The organism is Oenococcus sp. (genome assembly GCF_047725585.1).
GTDB classification, from domain to species: domain Bacteria; phylum Bacillota; class Bacilli; order Lactobacillales; family Lactobacillaceae; genus Oenococcus; species Oenococcus kitaharae_A.
Map to the genome: position 1 here is coordinate 341,691 of NZ_JBDNNF010000002.1, position 24,213 is coordinate 365,903.

Sequence of the window (24,213 nt, forward strand, 5' to 3'; positions counted from 1 at the left end):
GCCGCGACTCGGGTAAGATAGTACTAGAAATTACTGCTTTGTTCAAATGCAGCCCAACTAGTAAAAGTAAGGAGAAACATGGCAACACTTTTTCAGGGATATCATTTTGCCAGCCAGGATGCAAAAGCAGTCAGAGATATATTGGCCAAACAGCGTTTTCCAATTAAGCCTTATCAGGATAAAGTCGAAAACATGCTCAAACAGAATGGCAAAATGCTGCGTGCCACACTTGCCAACCTTTTTGGACGCTATGGCCTGCACCTTTCAAACGGTCTTAATCGAACCACTCTAGCAGATGTTCATCAAGGCGCAGCCGCCATCGAAGTCCTGCACCTAGCGACTTTAGTCCACGATGACGTGGTTGATGATGCTGATCAGCGTCGCGGATTAACGACCTTACAGCATTTTTTTGGCAATAAAGACACCATTTATCTCGGTGATCAGCTTTTTACAAAATATTTTCAGCTGTTGATTGCGGTTTCCCCGTCAAACGATTTTATCCGCTATCACGCAGATATGATGGAAAAAATTCTTTCCGGCGAATTGATTCAAGATCGTATGCGCTTCAATCAGAATATCCAGTTAGCTGATTATTATCAAGCCATTCAAGGTAAAACAGCTGCCCTATTCAGTCTGTCGGCTGTGTCGGGCCTCTGGCTAGGATCTGGTATTCAGCATTTGCAAGATGCCAAGACGACTTTTCAGGCGGCATATCAATTCGGCGAAAATCTCGGCATGGCTTTTCAGATGATCGATGATCTGCAGGATTTGGATATGACCGCAAAGACCGGCAAGCCCAAGTTCGAAGATCTCAAAGAGGGTGTCTACACACTCCCGATTATCTTAGCTTTAGCTGATGCTGATTTTCAGGCAATTTTAAAAAACGACCATCCTGGTCTTAATCAAGTGATCGGATTTTTCCAAAGCCATTCAGAATATTTTCAAAGCAGCCGGGAAATTTGCCAGCATTTCCTCTTAGAAGCTCAAAAAAATCTTGATTTCTTTCAGCCGGAAGATGAGATCAAAGAATTGCAAAAATTGATCAAACAAATCCAATCTCAGTTAGATTCTGCCCAAATCTAAATCGTAGAGTTTTTTAAAACGTGGTTCGGTCTCATAAAGGCTTCGTGGACTGCCAGACATGGCTGCTTTGCCTTTCTCTAAAAAGATGATCCGATCGACTTTTTCAAGACCTGCTAAATGGTGTGTAATCCAAAACATTGTCTTGTCTTTTTGATTGCGAAAAATCGTCTGCATCAAACTGTGCTCAGTGACCGGGTCAAGACCCAGTGTCGGTTCATCCAAGAGCAGAATTGGCGCATCTTTTAACAAGATACGCGCCAAAGCGATTCGCTGCCGCTGACCGCCAGACAGTAAATGGCCGCTCTCGCCCACTTGAGTTTCGATTCCTGCAGGTAATTGCTGAATCAAATCTGTCAAACCAGCTTGGTTCAGAGCTTTAATGACCTGCTGGTCATCGGCTTGTTCATTGCCTAATCGAACATTATTTAAAATTGTGCTGTTGAAAATAAAGGGTGCTTGATTGAGATAAGCAAAATTTGCAGCACGTTTTTGCTGCAGCTGGTCGACCGGAACTTCATCAAAACTTATTTCACCTTGGTCAGCTTGTAAATCACCGATCAAAAGCTGCAATAAGGTCGTTTTGCCTTCACCGCTAGGACCTAGAATCGCAATTTTTTCGCCACGATTAATGGTTAAGGAAAAATGGTCAAGTAAAGGATTTTTTTCATCGCCGTATGTAAAAGAAACATTTTGAAAACAAATTTTGTCAAAATGAGATTTATTGGATTGTGTGACGGCTGCAGGTAGCATCGTTTGCCGGCTAAGCTGATTCAAGCTGTTTAACGATGAAAAATACAAAGGCAGATCAGCTGCAGCTTTAACGACTGGCACAAAGGTATCCATCAAAGGAAAGAAAGCCAGAATGACTGAGGCAGCAAAATTGGCGGTATTTTGGCTGTTGGTGAGATGCTGACTGCTCCAAAACAAAAGTGTCAGAGCAGCTAAAGCAAAAAACAGTTCTGAAAGCAGCTTCATATTATTCTGGTGCTGGTCATTACTGTTTTTAATTCTGCTTAACTGTTGATTGCCCCGGCCAACTGTTTGCAAAAAATCTGCTCGATGCCCAGAAATCTGCCAATCAGTCAATCCAAAAAGTGCCTCTGCCGAGTCTTGATACTGTTTTTTAGTTAAAGATTTTTCCTGCTGATCTTTTTCCCACGCTAAGGACAAAGCGACCACCGGCAAAAGCAGCAAGACAATCAGCATCAAACAAACGACTAATATTGCCCAGCGCCAGTCAACAACAGCCATGACAGCTGCCAGCAGAAAGAAAAGCAGGTAAGCAATGCTGATTGGGAAAATCGTTCGCAGGTAAAAATTCTCTAAATGATCCAAATCATCGGCAAATAAGCCTAATAAACGGCCAGTTTGAAAATGCCGCGACAAAAATGACCCTTGTCTTTCCAGGCGGCTGTAAAGATCAGCACGTAGTTTAGAAACGATCCGCAGAACCCAGTCGTGGCTTTCAAGCCGCTCGAAATATTTGAACACTGGTCTTCCTATACCAAAAGCCCGCGTCAGAACAACCGGTACATAGACAACAAAAAGATTATAGGGATGACGTGCGGATTTGCTAATTAAAAATCCCGAGGTAAACATGAGCGCCATCGCACAAAAAATGGTCATCAATGCAATCAGTAAAAGCAGGCCAAGGCGCAATCGATCCTTTTTGAGATATTGAATGAACCAGTGGTCTTGTTTTAATAAACGCATCGTTTTAGATATCCGCTGCCGCATGCAAATCTCCTTCCGTCGCCAAACTGTCAGACATATTTTTTAACTCACCAGGCTGATTGATGAGATCGTCCAGCCTTCCTTGCTGCACAATGCGGCCGGCTTTCATCACGACAATCCAGTCCATTTGTTTCAGCCAATGCAGACGATGAGTGGCTAAGATCAGCAATCGATGATCGGTCAGTGGCAGAATCGTTTGTTTCAATGCATATTCGCTTTCAATATCGAGGTGGGCACTCGGTTCATCCATTAACCAGATACGCCGTTTGGGATCCAATAAAGCCCGCGCCAAAACAATTCGCTGTGCCTGCCCGCCGCTAATACCTCGATGAGACTCTCCCACTTGGGTGTCTAAGCCATTTGGGAGGTTTTCCAGAAACGGACTTAAGCCTGCTTGATCTGCTGCTGCCAGAATACGTTGACGGCTTGCTTGTGGATCATAGAAAGCGATATTTTTTTCAATGCTTGCCGAAAACAGATAAGGATCCTGCGGCATGTAACTCAATTGCTTTTGCCAACTGTCAGCATTCAAGCTCATTAGCGATTGGCCATCCAGATTAAATGCAGGATTTGGCTGATCCGGCTGTAAAAAACCAGCCAAGAGATTCAGTAACGTCGACTTCCCTGCCCCGGACATCCCGACAATTGCGATTTTAGAAAAACCGTGAATCGTCAAATTAAGATCTTGGACTGCATCAGCATTTTCAGCATAGCGATAGGACAAATGAGACAGACTTAATTGCGATTCTTGTGACCAATCAGCTGGCCGCATCACTATTCTCTTTGCTGCCTGCATTTCTAAAAGTGCGGACAATTCATGGAGTGCATTCTTACCGTCTAAATTAGCATGATAATCCTCACCAAATTGGCGCAGCGGCAAAAAGAAATCTGGGGACACGATCAAAACTGCCAGAGCTGGCGCCAAGGGCAGCTGCCGATTAATTAAAGCAATCCCTAACATGACCGCTTCAATCGCGATGGATAATGTTGTAAAAAAATCTAAGGCAAAAGAAGATGTGAACGCCACTTGTAGGACAGACATTGTTTTTTTGCGGTAGTCTTCACTAGCTGTTTTAACACTTTGACTGTATTTTTGACTAACAGCCAGCATTTTCAATGTCTCCAGTCCGCGAACTGCGTCAAGAAAATGATTATTCAAAGCGGCAAAGTCAGCATATTGGGCATCAGCTTTTTTTTGAGCCGCCAAACCTAAAATTATCATGAAAAATACAATCAGAGGCAAAGAACAAAATAAGATCAGACCGCTCTGCCAATTCTGCCAAAAAACATAGATCAGAATCAGCCAGGGAATGGTCATCAAGTCTGTAAACCGTGACAAAATCGTTTCCAGATAAATTCTGATTTGGTCGACCCGTTCATAGCTTAAAGTCAGCAAATTACCGCTGCCCAAATGATCAACGATTGCTGGTCCTTGAAGCAGAATTTTGGCATCGATTTGTTGTTTCAAATAATAAGCTGTTTTTGCCGCAAAACTGCTTAATTGCCGTGTTTGCAACCAGTCAAAGAATTGGCGCAGACAGAAAAAAATGAAAAAAAACAGCGTGGCAAAATACCAGGCTGAATTGATCTGCAAGCGCCAAGCGGCTGTCAGTGCCTGTGTTAAAAACGCTGCTTGTCCAACAATTGTCAGCCCCTTTAAGAGGGCATAAATGGTTGAATAGATCAGGCGGCGTTTAATTCCAGGCAGTTTCCAAAGATGCTCATCAATCATGTAAAAGCGGCCTAGTAGGTCTCGCTCCCATTTGCCAAATCTACCTTGGTCCGACGCTGAATCCAATAACTCCAAGCGAAATAAATCAGAACAATCGGCAGCAATACAAGCAGTACACCAGTCATAATGGCCAGCGTTAATGGCGACGCAGAAGCATTGTGGATTAAGAGGTCGTTTTTGCTTTGCGTTGCAATCATGACCCGAGGGAAAATGCCGTTAAATATAAAAGCCATAATCAAAATTAGACTTAAACCCGAGGCCAGAAAGGCATGCCCACTATGACCGAAACGCGCGCTAATATGACCCCAAACCGTCAGCAGCACAATCACAATTAGGATGACGCTACTGCTAATCGCATGGCGGGCAAAGAAATCAGTTTGAAAAATAGCGAGTAAGGCAAAAAGTACCAATACCGGGTAAACCAGCCAGTACAGCTTATCCGCCATATTCATCGCACGCGCATGCAGGTCGTTTTTCGTTTTCAAACTCAAATAATTCAGGCCATGGATAAAACACAAATATGTCACTGCTAAGCCGCCAACGACCGATAGCCAATTAACGACGACACCAAATCCAGCCCAGACGTTCCCTTGTGCATCCATCGGGACGCCTTGAATCATACTAGTCAGCATCATGCCCAGCAAAAAAGGTGCAAACAAGCAGCCGATAAAATTAGCCCAAAGCCAAGTCGACCGTTCAAATTTTGTCTGTGCATGAACGCCGAACTCAAAGGACACGCCTCGGAAAATCAATGCGATCAAGATCAAAAACAAGAGAATGTAATAACCTGAAAATAGGCTTGCATACCATAGTGGAAAAGAGGCAAACATAGCTCCGCCGGCTGTGATCAGCCAGACTTCGTTGCCATCCCAATGCGGCGCAACCGACCGTAAAACTTGTTGGCGTTCTTGGTCATCCACTGCGAAGAAGCGAGTTGCCATCCCGATCCCGAAATCAAAGCCTTCAAAAAAGATAAACCCCGCAAACAGGATGCCGATCACGACAAACCATAGAATTTGTAAAAATGTCATGAGTTAAAAGCCTCCTTATCAAGCGGATCCACTGGCTGCGCATAAGCGCTATCCTCATCTTCCTCTTTATCCGGCCCATCGATCAGCGTTTTCCTTGCGTAATAAAACATAAACGCACCAATAAATGAAAAGAGCAGGAAATAAACAATATTCGTAAAGAGCAAGGCTCCTACGGTGCTTGTTGGTGAAACGGCATCGGCAATTGTCTGCAGCCCATATACAACCCATGGATAACGGCCCATTTCCGTAATAATCCAACCGCAGCTGTTAACGACAAAGGGCACAAAAGTCATGATGCCCAAAACCCATAGCATCCATTTACTTTTTGACAACAAATCTTTTTTGGCACGGCTAAAGAAAAGTCCTAGCAAACTGATCAAAAAGACCAGCATGCCGCCTCCGGCCATGACACGAAAACTCCAAAAAAGTGTTTTCACTGGGACATAGTAATCCATGTTTTTACCGAATTTTTTGTCATACTTAGCATGCAGCTCTCGGCTGACCGAATTCATACCGGTCACAGAACCCGTCAATTTGTGATACGACAGCAAAGAAAGCATGTATGGCACATCAATCGACGGGTTGACTGCTTTTTTCTTTGTATCAATCAAGGCAATAACCCGCCAAGGGGCGGGACTGCCAGTATCTTTGTAAACTGCTTCTGTGGCAGCAAACTTCATTGGCTGGTCTTTAATAATAAACTGCGTCTGCATATCACCCGTGGCAACGGCGAGTCCAGAAGAAATCAAACCGACCAGCAAAGCAATTCGAAGGGATTTTATATGAAAATCATGATTCTGTTTCCAAAGCAGGCCAAAGGCAGCCATGCCAGCGACCACCATTGCGCCAGTCGTGAAGGAGGCAAAAACAACATGTGGAAATTCCCGCCAAAGCTGTGGATTAGCCAGAACCGACCAAAAATTAACCAGCCGAACATGGCCAGTCACACGATTAATCATAAAGCCGGTCGGATGCTGCATAAAACTATTGGCAGCCAAAATCCATAAAGCAGACAAAACAGAGCCGATCCAAGTCAGCCACATGAATAAGGCATGCAGGCCAGGTTTGAATTTATCCCAAGTAAACATCCATATACCCAGCATCGTCGACTCCAAAAAGAAAGCCAATAAGGCTTCAATCGCGAGTGGGGCGCCGAAAATATCGCCCATAAAACGAGAATAATTGGACCAGTTCATCCCAAACTGGAATTCCTGGATAATCCCTGTGACAACGCCAACAGCAAAACTCAAAAGAAAAATTTTGCTCCAAAACTTTGTCATTTTTAAATAGACGGGTTTCTTAGTGTGGACGTAAGCCGTCTCCATGATGGCAACAATTAACCCAAGACCCATCGAAAGCGGTACGTACAAAAAATGAAATAAGGTCGTCATCGCGAATTGAAAACGTGAGAGCGAGATAACATTCATGAGGACATAAGACATATGATTCGGCTTCCCTTCTCTTTATTTGCTCTCCAGCATCGTCTTAAAATGTGCTAATTCCAGTACCGAGCGATCATTGACAATGCGCTTCAAAGGTGCGACTTTTAGGCCCTTTAAGTGCCAATGACCGGCCAATAGCAGTTCGGCAACACCGTTGAAGGGTCCCAAAGAGCAGACAGTACCGAGATTATTGAAGACAAAGGGTGCTGTTGGTTTTCCCTGCAACTTGGCCACAATATTTTTAGCTGCAAGCGTCGCTTCTGCAATCGAGATCTGTCCAGTAGTCGGATAAAAACGGCCATCGGGACTTGGCACAGCTGAAACATCCCCGATCACAAACTCATTTGTATCATCAGGCAATGACAAATCAGTCGACACAGCCACACGATTGCGGTGCTGCTGGTAGCCAGAATCGGCGATGACGTGGCTGCCCTTGACACCGGTCGTCCAGATAATGGTGTTAGCAGTAAAACTCAGATCCTTGCTTAAGACACTATTGGCCGTAATCTCAGTAATTGGTGTGTTCGTATGAATTTCAACACCGTGTTTTTCCAAGTAATCAATCGCATATTTTGCAAGGTTGGGACGCAGCATAGGCAGAATCTTCGGTCCGGCCTCAACACAATAAATCTTGATTTTGTCCCTTGGCAAATCGTATTTTTTAATTAGTTCGGGCAGACGATAGACCAGTTCACCCAAATATTCAATTGAAGTAAAGCCTGCACCACAGACAATAATATGTAAATCGTTCTCATCCTGACTTTTGCTGTAGTTGGCAAGCGTCTTTTCAAGATGTTTCCTAGCCGCTAAAGCTGATGGCACATCGATCAAAGGCAAACCAAATTCGTCAGCCCCTTTAATGCCAAAAGTCTCCGATTCAAATCCCAAACAATTAACCAGGTAGTCATAACTGATGGCTTGAGAATTTTTTAGCTGAACCTGCCGTTTTGAACGATCGATCTTCAGTACTTCGTCCTTAACAAAATGAACTTTTGGACTGATAACATCCATAATTTTAAAGGTAATATCATCAGGTTCTTTTGTACCGGCCGCAATTTCGTGCAATTGTGTTGATTCGTAGTGGTAATCATTTTTGTTTACCAAAACGATTTGGGCATCCGCCTTTAACCGTATCAACTCTTTAACCGTACGTAATCCGGCATAGCCCGCACCCAAGACAACAATTTTTTTCATAAACTCGTCTCCATGATAAAATCCCAAGATTTTTGATTTGCAGGATTGACCTAAAAGCTGAGAAACCGCTCCAAATCAATTAAACCTTATAATCATTTCTATTTTAGTCCAATTTATCAAAAGCTAATTCACAATCTCACAAATTAGTCCAGCATGGCTAATGCCTTGATGGAGCGAATCAGAATTTTCATGGCTGGCTCGTAGTTCGACAGATGAAAATATTCATTTTTTTGATGTGCAGTCGATGATTGTCCGATAAAACGCGTCCCATAGCAAACCCCTCGCGGCATCAGGCGGCCAAAAGAAGCACCAGCCGAAACATTTAGATGCGTCTCTTTGCCAGTCACCTCTTTGTAAATACGAAGCAGGCTTGTGACGACCGGATCTTGACTTGATAACAGATGCGGGGCCATACCGTCTCCTTCTGCTTTTGCAGTGATCCAAGGAAAACGGTCGGACACCAGACGGGCAGCCTCGTGTTCATGAAAGCCAACCGGATAACGCAAATTCAAGTTAATGGCCGCTTGATGACCGGCTTGCCAGTCGATGATACCGGCATTCAGAGTGGTCTTACCCATGTCTTTGGTTGTGACCCCGATACCCAGCTGTTCGCCAAAATAATCCTGATGCAGGACATGACCGAGAAAATCCAGCCAGCGCGCCGCCGTCTTTTCAAACGAATATTGGCTAAGAAACAAAGCCAAATATGTTGCTGCGTTTTTACCCTCATCAGGCACAGAACCGTGTACCGAAAAACCGTTTAACACAAAATGACTGTTTGTTCCTTCTTGGGTCAAACTGCCAGTGATACCTTGATCAGCCAAGAATTTCTGAAAATCGATCTGCACTGTGGACGCATCTAAATTAAGGACATCAGCAGTAGCAACGCCTGGAACGATATTAGATGCTTTACCAGCTTGAAAAGACAGTAATTGCGGTTCATTTTTGTCTGTCTGAATCGAGTGGCTATCAGACAAAAGATCCAAATGCGCTATGCCTTTTTCAGCATTCTCGACAATAAAATCACCATCTGGTGAAAAACCTAAATCCGGCCGGCCTTCAGCAGCAAAATAGCTGGTCATATCATCCCAGTCGTTTTCTTCGTCCGTGCCGATAATCAGACGCACTTTGTTTTTAAATTGACCAGCCTGATCCTTTAAGGCTTTTAAGGCATAATAAACCAGCATATCCGAGCCCTTCATATCATCAGCGCCACGGGCATAAAGACGACTACCGACAATTTTCGGCACAAAAGGATCGCTATCCCATAATTCGCGGTCAACAGGGACAACGTCCACGTGAATTAAAATTCCGACGGTTTGCTTGGCATCCTTTGGCCCGATTTCGATATAACCAGCTTTGTTTGCCACATTGCCGGTGCGATCAAAACCATCTCTTTTAGCAAATGCGAGCATCTTATCTAGTGCGGCTTTCGGGCCGGGGCCAAAAGGATGCGCTTGATCGGCGTGCTGATCATCACGAATCGAATTAATAGCTAATAGTTCCTTTAAATCTGTCAGCCAAGCATCATGATTTTCTTCAATAAAAGCCATTTCAGACATTGTCAACCTCCACCTCTCTGATAAATGCGCCTAAATGCTTAAAAAATTCTGCTGGATGATCTTGCGCATGCGAATGACCACCGTCTTTTGTCACTGCCAGACGGCCATGCTTGAGATGTGCCAGCGATTTCTTTGCCGAAGCAATCGGCATTGTATCGTCTTCGCCGGAAGTCAATAAGACGGGCAAATTAATCTCGTCCAAGCGCTGAGAAACATCCCAACCTTTCATTGCACCTGTCACGACAAATTCATTATTACCTTGAAAGTGATTGTAAACAGGTTCAGCCATCATCGCCATCCCCTGATCCGGGTCATAGTTCGGATCACGGTTCAAATGGGCTTTATACAGCGCCACCAAATCCTTGTGATAACGCGGATCGGCAAAATCACCGGATTTTTCGATGCCCTGCATGTAAGCTACTTCTTGTTCACCAAACATGTCCAAACGTTCCTGATTAATCTGGTCGACATAATCGGCAATGTTATCCGTCATGGAAAACACAATCCCAGCCTTTAAATGTTTGGCAAAATCCGGACGCAGCATGTACTCGTAAGTCAGCATCCCGCCCCAAGAATGGCCAATCAGATAAAAATTATCTAGGCCGAAAAGTGCCCTGACTTCATCAACTTCCTGAACATACCGGTCTAGTGTCAAATATTTATCAACTTCTGTCTGCTTGGAAAAATCTGGTGATTCGCTGTGAAAGGATCCTAATTGTTCATAAGCATAGATTTCAGCATCCAAACCGCCAAATTCCTGCAGCTGGTCAGCCCAGGGAATGAACTCGTTGGCATCATCGCCAGGCCCGCCGTGCAGCGCGAGAATCTTTATTTTTGCATCAGGATTGCCAAAACGGGCACCCCAGAGATCAAAACCGTTTTTCAAATGAAGAATCTGTGTTCGATGTTTCATGAGTTATATTGTGTCGGGATCGTTAATTTGTCCCTTTTTTCCTTTTTTAAGAGTGTGATTAATTCTTCCAAACTGAGATTTAATGCCTGCATATATCGAGCATTTTCAATCCCTACAAAACGAAAGTGCCAAGATTTATATGCGACACCGGTCTGAGCCTCTTTGTCCTTTGGAAAACGAAGAATAAAGCCATACTTGCTGCAATTAGCGATCAGCCACTGCTGCGAGGATAGCTGGTCAGATGCTGTCGATAGGCCGCCCATTTCATCGAGAAAGCTTTTATCGATCAAATCGACTGCCAATCCCGTGTGGTGTTCAGAAGCACCAGGCTCGGGCATTGTTTGCAAAAGCTCGGATGCTGCCTCAATGCTTGTTAATCCTTGTTTTTTCAAAAGTCTGATTTGTCGATCATACCGCTGTTTTTGCTGGGCAATAGATTTGTAGCCGCAGACCAGTGTGATTTTAAACATATGCCGTTCTGCATCACTGATCAAATGCATCAGATTGTCTAAAATGCCCTTGTCAAAAGATTGCCGGCCGATTTTAAAACGATCAAAAACCAGCTCAGACCGCAATTGATGTTGGCGATTCACAAGTCTCAAAAAAGGATTATTTAAATAAGCTTCCTGCGGAAGATCAATTTTAATTTTTGGCATACAAATATTCTTTCACTGTAAATTACTTTTAACTTGAGTATACGCCGCAGCTATTTTAATGATGCCCAGACTAAAGAACCCAGTTCGGAAAACAGATTAATAATGCTAAGGCGGCTCTGCTGCTGGGAATCATACTGGGTCATTAAAATCATTGTGGCTGTCTGATTGCCCTTTTCAAACAAAATCGCATCGTGGTCAATGCCGTCATCTTCACCGCTTTTATTGTAAAACTTGGCTCGCTGGTCACTGGATTCAGCAAAAGATATTTCAAATTTATCCAAAGACTGCTGATTTAAAAGTGCACGCTTGGTCAAAGGAAAGCGCATCAGTACAGTCAAAGCAGCAGCTAGATCATAGACGTTTGTCAAATTATCTTCGGAATTTTTAAAATCCATAAATTTTCTCGCTAGAATGGTTTTCGGATAACGACTGCTAATCCAATCGCGTAATGGCACAAGACCGGCAAATTCGATTAAAGTATTGGCTGCGCGATTATCCGACAGGCTTAACATCATCGTGATTAAATCCGCTAGCGAAAAATTATCTGCCTGCAAAATCGACGTGATGCCTGCACCAAAAATCAGTGAATCTAATTTAGTTGTCTGTTCGGTCAACTCCTGCTCAGAATAATGTGTCATGTAAAAATCTGCAATCATGAGTTTGATCAGGCTTGCACTAGGCAGGGTACGGTTAGCGTGATAAGTAAATTGTTTATCTTCAAATGCCAAATAAAAAGAAAAATTGGTCGTCGGGCTGACGCCTTCCAAAATATCTTCAATTTCCTGGCTGATTTGCGAAAAGTTCATTGCCATGGCAGCTCCTTTAAAGCATCATTTGCCACAAATTGCTCATTAAAACGATAACCATTGGCTTCATCTGTCAGCCAGCCTTTAAAAATCTCCGTCTGAAACATCAGAGCGGAATCCAAATCAATAAAACGGACATTGGCATAGGACGACGCCATAGCTGCAGCAAAAGCAATGCCGATATTTGATTCAATCATGCAGCCGACCATGATCGGCAGGTCTAGCGATTCAGAATAATCCAGCAGTGCCTTGGCTTGAGAAATACCTGCGGTTTTTTCCAATTTAACGTTATAACCAGTGAAATCAATACCAGGACGTAATTTACGGGCATCATTAAAATCATGAATCGACTCATCTAAAATAATCGGAAAATGACTGCTGCTGGTAAGATCGGCGTAGCCATCTTCATAGCCGACCGGCAAAGGCTGTTCAATACAAGCAATCGGTAAGTTAGCCGCAGCAGCCAATTGATCAAATTGACGCGATTTAGCGATATTCCAAGCTTGATTGGCATCAACTCTAAAAACAACTTTTGGGAATGCTTTGGCCAGCTGCTGGAGCTTTGCAACTTCTTCTTGAATCGGACTGTCGCCCAATTTGATTTTCAAAGTCGAAAAACCCGCTCTGATCAGTTTTTCTGCTTGAGCTGCCATGCTGCTTTCATCATTAATACTTAATGTGTAGTCTGTTGTAATATGCGTTTTCGGACTGCCAAAAAAATGCTGCAGACTCGTCTGCCGGTCTTTAATAATCAGGTCCAAAGCCGCCTGACTAACTGCGTTTTTAGCAGCTGTATTGCCTATTAGCAGCTTGCTGACGAAATCATCAAATTTGCCGATATTTTCAAAATCATGCTGCACAATTGCTGGGAAAATAACTTTCGTTAAGACACCAAAAATACTGGCATCGCTGTCACCTGTCACGCGCAAGGAAGGAATCGCCTCCCCATAACCCTCGTGGTTCTGGTCTGATTTTAATCGGACAATCCAGCCGTTAGCTTTGTCCTGGGCATGCAGAGCAGTTTTGAAAACGGTTTTTAACGGTACTTCATAATGGGCAAGTTTGCATTCAATGATCTTCATGTAATCTAGGGTACTAAAAAACCAGCCTGATGGCTGGTTTTATTAATCAATATTCCAATAAAGCGATGAACGGGATGTTTTCTGTTTCCATGATTTTTTCGCGGCCGTGCAGATCTTCGAGTTCAATAAAGAATCCGCAACCGACAACGATCCCGCCTAATTGTCTAATGAGGTCAATCGTAGCCGTAATCGTCCCACCGGTCGCCAAGAGATCATCGACAACGAAAACTCTCTGCCCCGGTTTGATTGCGTCAACATGCATCTGCAGTTCGCTGTGGCCATATTCCAATCCGTAACTGGAACTAACTGCTTTGCGCGGCAGTTTGCCATATTTTCTAGCCGGTACAAAGCCAATACCCATCTCGTAGGCCATCGGGGATCCGATCACGAATCCTCGTGCTTCTGGACCAGAAATAATATCCGGTTTTAAGGGGCTGGCGAAATTAATCAGCTGATCAATTGCTTGCTTATAGGCAGGACCGTTACCGATGAGTGGATTGATGTCCCGAAACATTATCCCCTTTTTCGGAAAATCCGGTGTGGTCGCAATATAATCATGTAAATCAATATCCATTTTCAGCTCGCTTTCGATATGTGTCAGACTCAGATAATTCAGCATGCCTTGCTTTTGGATTAACAAAAACAACGCCATTAACAATTTTAACAAATCCTAATTCCAAAAAAACTTTTTGATAGAAATCATTTGGTGAATAAGTCACATTTCTTGTTGAAAAATAGCTATAAATGCGAGCGAAAACGCTTCGATCTGGAACCGCCTCTTCACTACGAATATCATTGGCGATAATCTGCAGTGTCTGACGGTTGCACCATTCATTGACCGAAAGTGTCCCCACAATGGCAATTGCTTCGCCAATTTGTAATTTACCAATCAGATCCGGACGGTTGAAAAATAATATCTCACCCTGAAAATCACTCACAGTCAGCTTGAAATGCTTTTTGTCAGCACCAAGGATTTGGATATTCTGCAGGTGAAGATGCTGAAATTCAAAAACAGGTTCTGGATTTTCCTGGCCAAAAGGCGCTAATTTCTCGAGGCGCTGATAGGCGGCTAGCGAAACCTGCTTGGCATCAATATCTGCATCAAGCAGGATTTTATCTTTCGGAAAATCAAAGCTGGTGCCATTTAAAATATGATCCAATTTGGGTAAATCAACTGCTGGCAAACCGAGGCCCGCTGCTTGTTGGTGCCCACCAAAAGACAGGTATAAACTCTTGCCTTTTTCCAGTAATGTGTAAAGATCAAAATCACCGCAGCTCCGGCCGGATCCCTTGGCAACACCATCTTTAATTGAGAAAACGAGTGCCGGACGGTTGAATTGTTGGGCTAAACGGCCCGCAACAATGCCAATGACCCCTTCGTGCCAATTCTCACCAGCAGCAATGATCACATCGGAACGGTCCATATGTACTTGTTTTGCAGCGGCCTCATAAACTTTATCGGACTCAGTCCGTCTTTTCTGATTACAGCGTTCAACTTCTTTGGTCAGTTTTGCAATCATAGTTGGATCCTGGCTTGTTAACAACTCAACGCCCATAGAGGCATCAGTCATGCGCCCTAATGAGTTCAGCCGCGGCGCAATTTTAAAAGCAATATCCTGAGCAGATAAATGTTTAATGGGCAAGGCTGCCTTTTTCATGATGCTTTGCAGTCCTGGATTGCTGCCGGATTTCAGCAAGGCAATCCCTTTTTTGATCATGGCACGATTTTCACCTAATAAGGGCATCACATCAGCAATCTCTCCAATTGTTGTCAGTGGCAGATACTTCTCCGCCTTCTCCGGCCCAATCAAATAGCCGGCGATCTTGTATGCAAGGCCAGCAGCTGAAAGTCCTTTGAAAGGATAATCGGGAGACAGGTCAGGATGAATAATCACTTTTGCATTCGGCAGCTGATCGGGAATCTGATGGTGATCAGCAATCAAGACATCGACACCTTGCGAATTCGCCAGATCAACAGCTTGGTTGCCGCTGATACCATTATCAATTGCAAAAATAACTTGAGCCCCTTCGTCAATCAAACGCTGATAAACAAGTGGATTAGGGCCATAGCCATCTTTGAATCGATTTGGAACATAGTAATCAGTTTTGGCACCTAAGGATTTCAGCAAATCATATAAAATGGCCGTACTTGTCATACCGTCCGCGTCATAATCGCCATAAATGACAATCTGTTCGTGACGGCTGATGGCCAAATCCAACCGTGTCTTCAGCTGCTCGATTTGTGCCAATCGGCTAGGTGCAATCAAATCGTCTGCGTCTGCAGCCAAAAAATCATGAATATCACTGAGCGTAGAAAAACGGCTGGCCAAAATCCGGCTGGTCACTTGATCGAACGAAAAATGCGTCATCACCGCATTTTCAAACTCGTTGTCGACTGGTTTTTTGACCCAAGGATATTGATTATCAAGCATGAGCTTTAACCAATTTCTCCGTGACAGGGACCTTAGCAGGAATCGGAAAGACAGCTAAGTCGTGAGCAAGATCTGTGTTCTTAAAAACAGCTCTGGCCTCATCCAATAAATTATCAGCAGCTCTGCCCAAGTAGCGTGCCGAAATATGCGTCAAAATTAAATGTTTAGCCTGAGCTTTTTTCGCATTTTCAGCCGCTTGGACACAAGTGGAATGGCCGTGTTTTTTGGCCATGGCTGTGTTTTGTCCATCATAGGTCGATTCATGAACCAGCAGGTCGGCGTTTTTGGCAGCTTCAATGATTGCTGGGTTGGATTTAGTATCCATAACAATTGTCACAATCCTGCCAGGCCGATCAGGCCCGATGAAATCAGCACTCTTCAACACGCGACCGTCGGGCAGGCTAATATCCTGACCAGCTTTAATTTGTCCAAACAAGGGACCGGATTTTAAGCCAAGGTTTAATAGCTTAGCCACCTGAAGTTCGCCGACCGCGTCAGCTTCAACAATACGATAGGCATAATCTTCAATGCCGTGGTTCATCGCAAAAGCCATTACTGAAAATTGTTTATCTTGAAAAACAACGCCTGGATGCACCTCGACAAAATCCACGCGGTACTGCAGACGGACTTGTGCTGCTTTCAGTGCAGAAAAAACGTATTGCCGCAAACCAGCTGGCCCATAAATGGTCAAATCACTGGGACGGCCCTGATCAATTGCTTCGGATCCTTGAAAATTTCGCGAAGTCAAAAAACCCGGCAGACCAAAAATATGGTCGCCATGCATATGACTGATAAAAATCTTCGTGATCTTGCGCGCTCTTGTATTTGATTTTAATAGTTGATGCTGTGTTGCTTCACCAACATCAAACAGCCAAACTTCATTTCTCTCGTCTAAAAGACGCAGCGCAATTGACGTGACGTTTCGTTGTTTACTCGGTTGTCCAGCACCTGTTCCTAAAAATTCTATTTCCATATCTTAATTACTCATCAAACTCAAAAGAAAAATCCACACCGTCAATATAAACCATATCGCCGTCTTTAGCACCGCTTTGCCGCAAGCGCTCATCAACACCAAAGTTGCGCAGTTGGCGCGCAAACCTGCGCAGCGATTCATCGGTGGTCTTATTGGTCATCTTAGCCAGTTTGCTAATGCGATCGCTCACAATTATCCAGTCGCTGCCATCCTGCTCGATTTGAAAATCAAATGCCTTGTCATCTTTGAATTCATAAAGCTTTTCGCCACTTTGATTCTCGGCATCCTGATTGGTTTTTGCAATTGTCTTAGGTGTCCGATCCAAAAGATCCGCGACCTTCAACAATAACTGGCGCGTTCCCTTCTGCATCGCAGAGGAAATTTCTTCGACAGGTTGATCAATATCATGTGCAGCTAAATCTGCCTTGAACTGCTGCAGATTAGCCTGTGAACTCGGCAGGTCCATTTTCGTCGCCACGATGATCATCGGGCGCTGTAAAAGAGCCGGGTCGTAAGTCACTAACTCGTGATTAATCTGCTGGTAAGCTTCAAAAGGCGAGATACCCAAACCGGATTCTTCACTCATATCGATCATATGCAGCAAGACACGCGTACGCTCAACATGCCGCAAGAACTCAAAGCCGAGACCAACACCCTTGGAGGCACCTTCGATTAACCCTGGCAAATCTGCAATTGTAAAATCTCGGCCGTCAGGTAATTGCACCATCCCCAGATTGGGATCAATCGTTGTAAAATGGTAGGCCGCGATTTTGGGCTTGGCTGAAGTAACGACGGACAAAAAAGTTGACTTGCCAGCGGATGGGAAACCAACCAGGCCAACATCTGCCAGAACTCTTAATTCCAGCTTAACCTTCAAAACCTGTCCGGGTTCGCCGTTTTCAGCTATTTCCGGCGCTGGATTGGACGGTGTGGCAAAACGCATATTACCGCGTCCGCCGCGTCCGCCTTTGGCTACCATAAAAGTCTGCCCGTTTTCTGTCATATCGGCCAGCTGCTGATTATTTTCTGCATCCGAAACAATTGTTCCAGTCGGTACCTTGATATACAAGTCATCAGAGGATGCGCCGGTCATGCCTTTCGTGCCGCCTTTTTCACCGTGTTTAGCACGAAAATGCCGGTTATATCGAAAGTCCATCAAAGTCCTTAAACCTTCATCGGCAATAAAATAGACGTCACCGCCTTTACCGCCATCACCACCAAAAGGGCCGCCCAATGGAACGAATTTTTCATGACGAAAAGAGATGATTCCATCACCGCCGCTGCCGGCTTTTATTTCAATTGTTGCTTGATCTACGAATGCCATCTAATCTATTATACAGGTCTATTCTTTTTCAAATTTTCGCTTTGCCTTGACAAAGACTTTTTTATTCTCAGATCGCACCATAGCGGTCACAGAAACCTTGACCAAAGCTGCCGTCTTAGCGCCAATTCCCAGCGACTGCAATTCTTCTAGCGAGGCATCAGCGATCTTAGGCAGGGATCCGAAACGGCGCATTAGTTTAATCCGCGACTTCGGGCCGATACCGGCAATCTCATCTAAGCGTGAAGACAAATTCGTCTTTGTCCGCAACTGCCGATGAAAAGTGATCACAAAACGATGCACTTCATCTTGGATACGCTGCAGCAGATAAAAGCCTTGCGAATGCGGGTCCAAAAAAAGATGCTCTCCTTGTGAATTCAGTAAATCAGCCGTTTGATGCTTATCGTTTTTAACCATAGCCGCAACAGGAATCTTAATATTCAGCTCTCTAAGTGCGCGTTCAGCCGCATGCAGCTGGATCTCGCCGCCGTCCATGAGAATCAAATCCGGGTACATCTGCCCCTCATCACGCAAACGCGTATAACGGCGCGTAATCACTTCAAGAGTCGCCTGGGCTTCGTCCTGCCCAGTCGGGGTCTGCAGCTTGTAGCGGCGATAAAGGTTTTTGTTGGGCAGGCCGTCTTCGAAAACAACTAAGGCCGAAACGTAATTAGTCCCTTGCGTACTGGAATGGTCGAAAGATTCAAAGCGATGGCCTTGCGGCAGTTTCAACGCATCTGTGATTTCTTTCATGGCACCCGTGGTTTTCTGCTCATTTAATTCCATCAGACGGAATTTGTCTTCCAAAGTGATACGGGCATTTTTTTCGGCCAAAGCCAGCAGATCGCGCTTCTCGCCCCGGGCTGGGACACGAGCCGGCACTTCCATCGTCTCTGTCAAAAGCTGCGTGTCAACACCCTTAGGAACAAGAATTTCTTTAGGTTTTTGCGCATTTCTCTGGCCGTAAAACTGCTGAATATAGGATTCCAATTCTTCTGTCGCCGAATCAACCATCGCAAAAGTCTCTTTTTGTTGGCGGAGCAGACGTCCCTGGCGTAGGAAAAATGTTTCAATCGTCATCCAGCCTTTATCCATATAGAAGTTAAACAGGTCGCGCGGCGTGTGATCGTTTTGCAGTACCCGCTGATTCTCGACCGTCTGGTCAATGAACTTCAAACGGTCGCGCAAATCAGCCGCCAGCTCATATTCCATGCGGTCTGAAGCACCCTTCATTTTCTTTTGAATGTCATGAATAGCTTTTTTCGTATCGCCATTCAGAAAACGTGTAATGGCAGCCACATTCTTGGCATATTCTTCTTCGGGAACCTCACGAAAACAAGCACCCAGACACTGTCCCATCGAATAATAGAGGCAAGGCCGGCCTTGAAAACCATTGCAGCGGCGGAGCGGATATGTGGACTCCAGAAAATGCAGTGTTTCAGAGGCCGCATAGACGTTAGGATAGGGACCGAAATAAGTTCCATGATCATGTTTTAACGTATTGGCTAAAATCAGGCGCGGGTCTCGCTCGTTTGTAATTTCGATATAGGGATAAGAGCCGGAAAACTTCAAACGAATATTAAAATAAGGCCGATAGCGCTTGATCAGCGTATTTTCCAACAAAAAAGCTTCTTTATCGGAATTGGTCACAATAAATTCAAAGTCATGAATGTTGGCCACCAATTCAGCCGTTTTGCCTGTGTGCTCGGATTTGAAATAAGATCTGACACGATTCTTCAGATTTTTGGCCTTGCCGACATAGATAATTTTGTCATTCCTATCTTTCATTTGATAGGAACCCGGCTGGTCGGGAAGCAGTCTTAATTTTTGTTCGATTAACTCGGAAGCCACGATAAAATTATAAACAAATCTAAGTTAGAATGAATTTAATGTTAAATGAGTTGAAAAACAAACGTAATTACCGCCTCACCTTTGGCCTGATTTTTACCTATCTGGTGCTTGGCGTTGTTGCCTTCTTTTTTGCGGATTATATTCCGCTTGTGCGTGCATATCTATGGAATATTTTCCTCGCTTTGCTGCCACTGGTTTTCGCACTGATCATTGATTTTCTCCATGACCACAAAGCACCTATTTTTATCACCTTGATTATCGGGCTGGCCTGGCTGTTCGTTTTTCCAAATTCGCCCTATATGATCACAGATCTGGCTCATTTAAATCTCTACCGCGTCTCTTATGGCTTGAATATCTCCACTTTTCATTCGGCCTGGTTTGGTGTTTTATTTGCCACTTTTTCAATTATTACAGGTGTACTGATGGGGATGCTGTCTCTTTATATTGTCGATGAAATTATCAGAAAACGGTTTAATACACCGTTGGCCTGGCTGTTTTCAGTGATTGTCAGCGGATTAGCTGGTTTTGGCATCTTTTTAGGCCGTTTCCCAAGATTTAATTCTTGGGATATTCTCAGAAGGCCGCGCTTTTTATTGTCAAATATTCTTCGGCAGCTAAACGAGCATACTTTAGGTTTTGTCATCTTGTTTGCCACAATGACATTAGCTTTATACTGGCTGTTTTACTTAATTTTCAATGATGGGCGCAAAACAGATAAAATTTAATTAGCGAGGTTGCCATGGCTAAAATTCAAAAACTAGAAAATGATCAATATAAAGAGTTAGAGAAATACTTTGTCATGCCTGAAGATAATGAACAGGCTGAGTTACGCAAGAAAGCATTGGGCCAAAAAGACCGTGTCAAGAAAACACGCCGCGTGGACGACAAAGAGAAAAAATAAATCAAAAAGAATTTTCAAGTTTCTCTAAAAGCTGCTCGAGCAGCGAGCGGTCGTTTTGATTCCAATTCTCAAAAGCCGCGGCATCCAGACGTGCCAATTCAGCGGCAATTTTCTTCACATCATCCAAGCCCCGTTCAGTAACGGAGTAAATCAACTGGCGCTTGTCCCGCCCGGTCGCAATTTTATCTAAAAGGTCTTTATTGACGGCCGATTTAAGCTGTCGGCTCAAAGTTGAGGTATCAAGGCTGGTTGCCTGCGAAATTTTTTCCTGCGTATCCAGCCCAGACTCAATCAGCAATAGCAGACGGTGTTCTGCAATTGTCAAGCCAAAAGATTTCATCAATTTGACGAGTTTTTCTGTATATAGCGCATCCGCATTTCTTAAACTTTCCAAAGCTGTCTTCATAATTAGTCTTTGTATACTGCAACAAATTATAAACACTGATTTTGTACTATACAAGCGAACATAAAATCAATTTAAGAAAATCTTTGGACTTTGTTTTAGACTAGGCTTATGGCTTTTGATGGACTTTTTCTGCACGCAATGACAAAAGAATTGAATAAAGAATTGGCTGGCGGGCGGATTTCCAAGATCGCCTTCCCTTTCCCTTACGAAATTATCTTGACAGTCCGTTCTTTTGGCAAGAACCGAAAACTGCTGCTTTCTGCACATCCGGTCATGGCACGTGCTCAAATTACGCAGGTTGATTTTGAAAACCCGATTACTGCGCCGAACTTCGTCATGGTCTTAAGGCGTTACTTGCAAGGCGGCAAAATTATTCAATTCAAGCAGGTAGAAAACGACCGTATCTTGGAGATTTTAGTTGCAAACGCTAATGAAATCGGCGACGCTGTTTCTTATCGGATTGTGCTGGAAATCATGGGCAGGCATTCGAACATTTTCTTGTTGGATGCCGAGAATAAAATTGTCGAATTAATCAAGCATGTACCGGCTTTTGAAAACCGCGTCCGTGTCTTAATGCCCGGTGCTCAATATGAGCGGCCGCCCAAGCAGGATCTGATCGATCCTTTTAAATCAAGCGAGTTTACTTCCAGCGATCCCAAAGTTCTTTTCCAGCATTACCAAGGCATGTCGGCTTTGTCAGCACAAGAAGCGGCGCAGGCAGCCTATCTGCCCGACTGGTTCAAAAAATTTGATCTGGCTGAGCCAACGATGACAAAAAACGGCAGTAAAAGCGAATTTACTGTTTTCCCATACCAGACACTGACCGGGGAGAAGAAACAGTTTTCACTCTTGTCAGATCTCTTGGATAATTTTTATGCTGAATCAGCCAACGAATCCCGTGTGCATGCATTATCGTCTCAAATTGACCAGGTTGTCAAAAACGAACTGCATAAAAACCGCCGTAAGCTCACAAGGCTGAACGGTGATCTGATGAAAACCGATCAAGCCGAAGACGACCGAATTAATGGCGAACTTTTAACCGCCTTCCAACAGCAGGTCACACATGGTGCAAACACCGTCACGCTGAAAAACTATTATGACGGCCAAGACAGAAAAATCCAGCTGGATCCAAAAATTTCTGCGAATGCCAATGCCCAAAAATACTTTACTAAATATCAAAAACTGAAAAAATCAGTTAAACATCTCAATCAGCAAATCGCTCTAACTTCGGCCGACTTGAATTATTTTGAAACGATTGACGAACAGCTCAAAGACGCCTCCCCCAAGGATCTTGACCAGATTAAACTTGAATTAGTTAATCAAGGCATTCTCAAAGACAAAAAGACAAATAAAAATCCGGCCAAGAAAAGAAACAATGCCGCCAAACCGGATCAGTTCCTTTCCAGTGACCAAACAGCAATCGAAGTTGGCAAAAACAATTTCCAAAATGACGAACTCAGTCTGAGACGTGCAAGAAAAGACGAAATCTGGCTTCATGTAAAAAAAATACCCGGTTCTCATGTGATTATTCATTCTAGCCAGCCGAGTGAGCAAACTCTAGTCGAGGCCGCTGAATTGGCCGCCTATTTCAGCAAAGCCAAACACTCTGCCAATGTGCCGGTTGATTATCTGCCAGCTGGAAAATTGCATAAACCCAATGGTGCAAAACCAGGATTTGTGATTTTTGAAGGCCAGCAAACGATTTATGTTACACCAGACGCAGAATTAGTAGAAAAATTAAAAGTTTAAAAAACGTTAATTCCATTGTCCTGCAATTGAATTAACGTTTTTTAATGCGACATATTTCTCAATTTTGTCAGCATATTTTGAAACTCTTCAGGTAAAGGTGCCGTGAATACAAGCTCTTTTCCTGTGTGTGGTTGCGTCAAAGCCAGGCTTGCTGCATGCAGGAATTGGCCCTTTCCTGGCAATGTTTTTTTTGGGCCGTATAGCGGGTCTGCCGCGACTGGATGGCCGATAAAAGCCATGTGTACTCTAATTTGATGGGTGCGGCCAGTCTCTAAGACGGCCTGAATCAAAGCGAAGTTGTCAAACTGTTCCAATACCGTAAAATGTGTAACCGCTTCTCGCCCGCCGGCAACAACAGCTTGTTTTTGACGGTTCTTAGGATCACGGCCAATCGGTGCATTAATTGTGCCGCTTTTTTCGGAAAAGCGGCCATGTACAATCGCGAGATATTTTCGTCCTGTTTTATGTAATTTTAATTGTGCGGATAATTTTTCGTGGGCAAAATTATTTTTTGCAACCATTAAAAGGCCGCTTGTATCTTTATCAATACGGTGCACGATCCCGGGACGAAATTCGCCGTTGATTGTTGACAGAGGTGCGTGAGCCAAAAGTGCATTAACCAAGGTGTGGTCAGCGTGTCCAGCACTTGGGTGCACAACCATCCCGGCTGGTTTGTTGACAACCAGCAGATCATCATCCTCATAAACAATATCAAGCGGTATGTTTTCAGCCGTTAAAGATAAGGGCTTGCTTTGGGGAAACGTGACCTGAATCTTGTCGTCAGGGTTTACTTGATACTTAGAAGCGCGGCTTTCCCCGTTTACTGTGACGTAACTTTCTTTAATTAGCTGATCAATCCGGCTGCGGGAAGCATCGGTAATTTTCTCGGAAAGGACTTTGTCCAGGCGGCCCTTCTCATCTTTAATTGTGACTGTCAGTGTTTTGATGGTTTTGCTGCTCGATTTTCTGGAAATAATTGATCGCTTTTTTGCTGGTCCAAATTCGGTAATGCTGATCTTCAAAATTGAATTCAACTAGTCTTTTCTTTAAGTCCAGCCGCGTGATCACCAAATTCTTAATATCAATCTCTAAATCATTACCGACAAAAATGCTTTGAAACAAAATATGGTCATCATCGATCAATAATCGTAAGCGTAGAAAATAGAAGAGCAAAGCCAGCACAAGTACTGCCCAAATAACAAAAGCCGTGAATGCCAGACGTGAAAATTCCAGCTGGACAATCAGAGTGATGAAAACAAAGATACCCAGCCAAATGAGACTCATCTGGCCTTTAAAATTTAAATCCTGGTAAAAAGTAATTAGACGCTTCTTTTTCATTGTGTTC

The 24,213-nt window shown here is 43.9% G+C and carries 22 protein-coding genes; 4 read left to right on the forward strand and 18 right to left on the reverse strand.

Going from position 1 to position 24,213, the window contains the following annotated elements; all coding sequences use genetic code 11:
- Positions 1-78 precede the first annotated feature (78 nt).
- On the forward strand, positions 79-1,083 hold the full coding sequence (locus ABF487_RS04145) for a polyprenyl synthetase family protein (RefSeq protein ID WP_415634559.1): 1,005 nt from the start codon (positions 79-81) through the stop codon (positions 1,081-1,083).
- On the opposite strand, the gene cydC is transcribed toward ABF487_RS04145, so the two are convergent.
- The 15 genes from cydC to uvrC form a co-directional block, all read right to left on the reverse strand.
- Positions 1,063-2,820 carry a thiol reductant ABC exporter subunit CydC gene (gene cydC, locus ABF487_RS04150; protein ID WP_415634560.1) on the reverse strand — a complete coding sequence of 586 codons (1,758 nt, stop codon included), beginning with the start codon at positions 2,818-2,820 and terminating at the stop codon, positions 1,063-1,065. The two genes, ABF487_RS04145 and cydC, sit on opposite strands and share 21 nt — an antisense overlap.
- Positions 2,801-4,549, reverse strand: coding sequence for a thiol reductant ABC exporter subunit CydD (cydD, locus tag ABF487_RS04155; RefSeq protein WP_415634561.1), 1,749 nt, complete (start codon positions 4,547-4,549; stop codon positions 2,801-2,803). The genes cydC and cydD overlap by 20 nt, the downstream gene beginning before the upstream one ends.
- An 11-nt stretch (positions 4,550-4,560) precedes the next feature.
- Positions 4,561-5,580 (reverse strand): cytochrome d ubiquinol oxidase subunit II, encoded by a 1,020-nt coding sequence (gene cydB, locus ABF487_RS04160; RefSeq protein WP_415634562.1) that lies wholly within the window; start codon positions 5,578-5,580, stop codon positions 4,561-4,563.
- A complete protein-coding gene (locus ABF487_RS04165; RefSeq protein ID WP_415634563.1) occupies positions 5,577-7,022 on the reverse strand; it encodes a cytochrome ubiquinol oxidase subunit I in 1,446 nt (481 codons plus the stop codon). Before ABF487_RS04165 ends, cydB begins: the two co-directional genes overlap by 4 nt.
- 21 nt (positions 7,023-7,043) lie before the next feature.
- The gene (locus ABF487_RS04170; protein WP_415634564.1) at positions 7,044-8,216 is read right to left on the reverse strand and encodes an NAD(P)/FAD-dependent oxidoreductase; all 1,173 of its coding nucleotides are present in this window, start codon (positions 8,214-8,216) and stop codon (positions 7,044-7,046) included.
- 143 nt (positions 8,217-8,359) lie between these two features.
- Positions 8,360-9,778, reverse strand: coding sequence for a dipeptidase PepV (gene pepV / locus ABF487_RS04175; RefSeq protein ID WP_415634565.1), 1,419 nt, complete (start codon positions 9,776-9,778; stop codon positions 8,360-8,362).
- A complete protein-coding gene (locus ABF487_RS04180) occupies positions 9,771-10,691 on the reverse strand; it encodes a proline iminopeptidase-family hydrolase (protein WP_415634566.1) in 921 nt (306 codons plus the stop codon). The genes pepV and ABF487_RS04180 overlap by 8 nt, the downstream gene beginning before the upstream one ends.
- Positions 10,688-11,347 (reverse strand): M15 family metallopeptidase, encoded by a 660-nt coding sequence (locus ABF487_RS04185; RefSeq protein ID WP_007746412.1) that lies wholly within the window; start codon positions 11,345-11,347, stop codon positions 10,688-10,690. Before ABF487_RS04185 ends, ABF487_RS04180 begins: the two co-directional genes overlap by 4 nt.
- A 50-nt stretch (positions 11,348-11,397) precedes the next feature.
- Positions 11,398-12,159, reverse strand: coding sequence for a serine hydrolase (locus ABF487_RS04190; RefSeq protein ID WP_415634567.1), 762 nt, complete (start codon positions 12,157-12,159; stop codon positions 11,398-11,400).
- Positions 12,150-13,235, reverse strand: a complete 1,086-nt coding sequence (locus tag ABF487_RS04195; protein ID WP_415634568.1) for a dipeptide epimerase — start codon at positions 13,233-13,235, stop codon at positions 12,150-12,152. Before ABF487_RS04195 ends, ABF487_RS04190 begins: the two co-directional genes overlap by 10 nt.
- Before the next feature lie 46 nt (positions 13,236-13,281).
- Positions 13,282-13,809: an adenine phosphoribosyltransferase gene (locus tag ABF487_RS04200; RefSeq protein ID WP_007746406.1), complete on the reverse strand. Its 528-nt coding sequence runs from the start codon at positions 13,807-13,809 to the stop codon at positions 13,282-13,284.
- Complete coding sequence (recJ, locus tag ABF487_RS04205) at positions 13,799-15,667, reverse strand: single-stranded-DNA-specific exonuclease RecJ (protein ID WP_415634569.1); 1,869 nt, start codon at positions 15,665-15,667, stop codon at positions 13,799-13,801. The genes ABF487_RS04200 and recJ overlap by 11 nt, the downstream gene beginning before the upstream one ends.
- Entirely contained in the window at positions 15,660-16,640 is a 981-nt protein-coding gene (gene rnz / locus ABF487_RS04210) for a ribonuclease Z (protein ID WP_415634570.1), read from the reverse strand. The genes recJ and rnz overlap by 8 nt, the downstream gene beginning before the upstream one ends.
- Before the next feature lie 7 nt (positions 16,641-16,647).
- Positions 16,648-17,964, reverse strand: coding sequence for a GTPase ObgE (obgE, locus tag ABF487_RS04215; protein ID WP_415634571.1), 1,317 nt, complete (start codon positions 17,962-17,964; stop codon positions 16,648-16,650).
- An 18-nt stretch (positions 17,965-17,982) separates the two neighbouring features.
- Positions 17,983-19,812, reverse strand: a complete 1,830-nt coding sequence (gene uvrC / locus ABF487_RS04220) for an excinuclease ABC subunit UvrC (protein WP_415634572.1) — start codon at positions 19,810-19,812, stop codon at positions 17,983-17,985.
- 38 nt (positions 19,813-19,850) lie between these two features.
- Here uvrC and ABF487_RS04225 point away from each other — a divergent pair, with 38 nt between their 5' ends.
- Positions 19,851-20,537, forward strand: a complete 687-nt coding sequence (locus ABF487_RS04225) for a DUF1361 domain-containing protein (protein WP_007746395.1) — start codon at positions 19,851-19,853, stop codon at positions 20,535-20,537.
- 14 nt (positions 20,538-20,551) lie between these two features.
- Complete coding sequence (locus ABF487_RS04230) at positions 20,552-20,713, forward strand: hypothetical protein (RefSeq protein ID WP_007746394.1); 162 nt, start codon at positions 20,552-20,554, stop codon at positions 20,711-20,713.
- Position 20,714: 1 nt separating this feature from the next.
- Here the strand turns inward: ABF487_RS04230 and ABF487_RS04235 are convergent, their stop codons facing one another.
- The gene (locus ABF487_RS04235) at positions 20,715-21,119 is read right to left on the reverse strand and encodes a MarR family winged helix-turn-helix transcriptional regulator (protein ID WP_007746389.1); all 405 of its coding nucleotides are present in this window, start codon (positions 21,117-21,119) and stop codon (positions 20,715-20,717) included.
- Between the two features lie 108 nt (positions 21,120-21,227).
- Here ABF487_RS04235 and ABF487_RS04240 point away from each other — a divergent pair, with 108 nt between their 5' ends.
- On the forward strand, positions 21,228-22,868 hold the full coding sequence (locus ABF487_RS04240) for an Rqc2 family fibronectin-binding protein (protein WP_415634573.1): 1,641 nt from the start codon (positions 21,228-21,230) through the stop codon (positions 22,866-22,868).
- A 41-nt stretch (positions 22,869-22,909) separates the two neighbouring features.
- Here the strand turns inward: ABF487_RS04240 and ABF487_RS04245 are convergent, their stop codons facing one another.
- Both ABF487_RS04245 and ABF487_RS04250 read right to left on the reverse strand, forming a co-directional pair.
- Positions 22,910-23,815: an RluA family pseudouridine synthase gene (locus ABF487_RS04245; protein WP_415634610.1), complete on the reverse strand. Its 906-nt coding sequence runs from the start codon at positions 23,813-23,815 to the stop codon at positions 22,910-22,912.
- Positions 23,790-24,206: an EbsA family protein gene (locus tag ABF487_RS04250; RefSeq protein ID WP_415634574.1), complete on the reverse strand. Its 417-nt coding sequence runs from the start codon at positions 24,204-24,206 to the stop codon at positions 23,790-23,792. Before ABF487_RS04250 ends, ABF487_RS04245 begins: the two co-directional genes overlap by 26 nt.
- Positions 24,207-24,213: the final 7 nt, after the last annotated feature.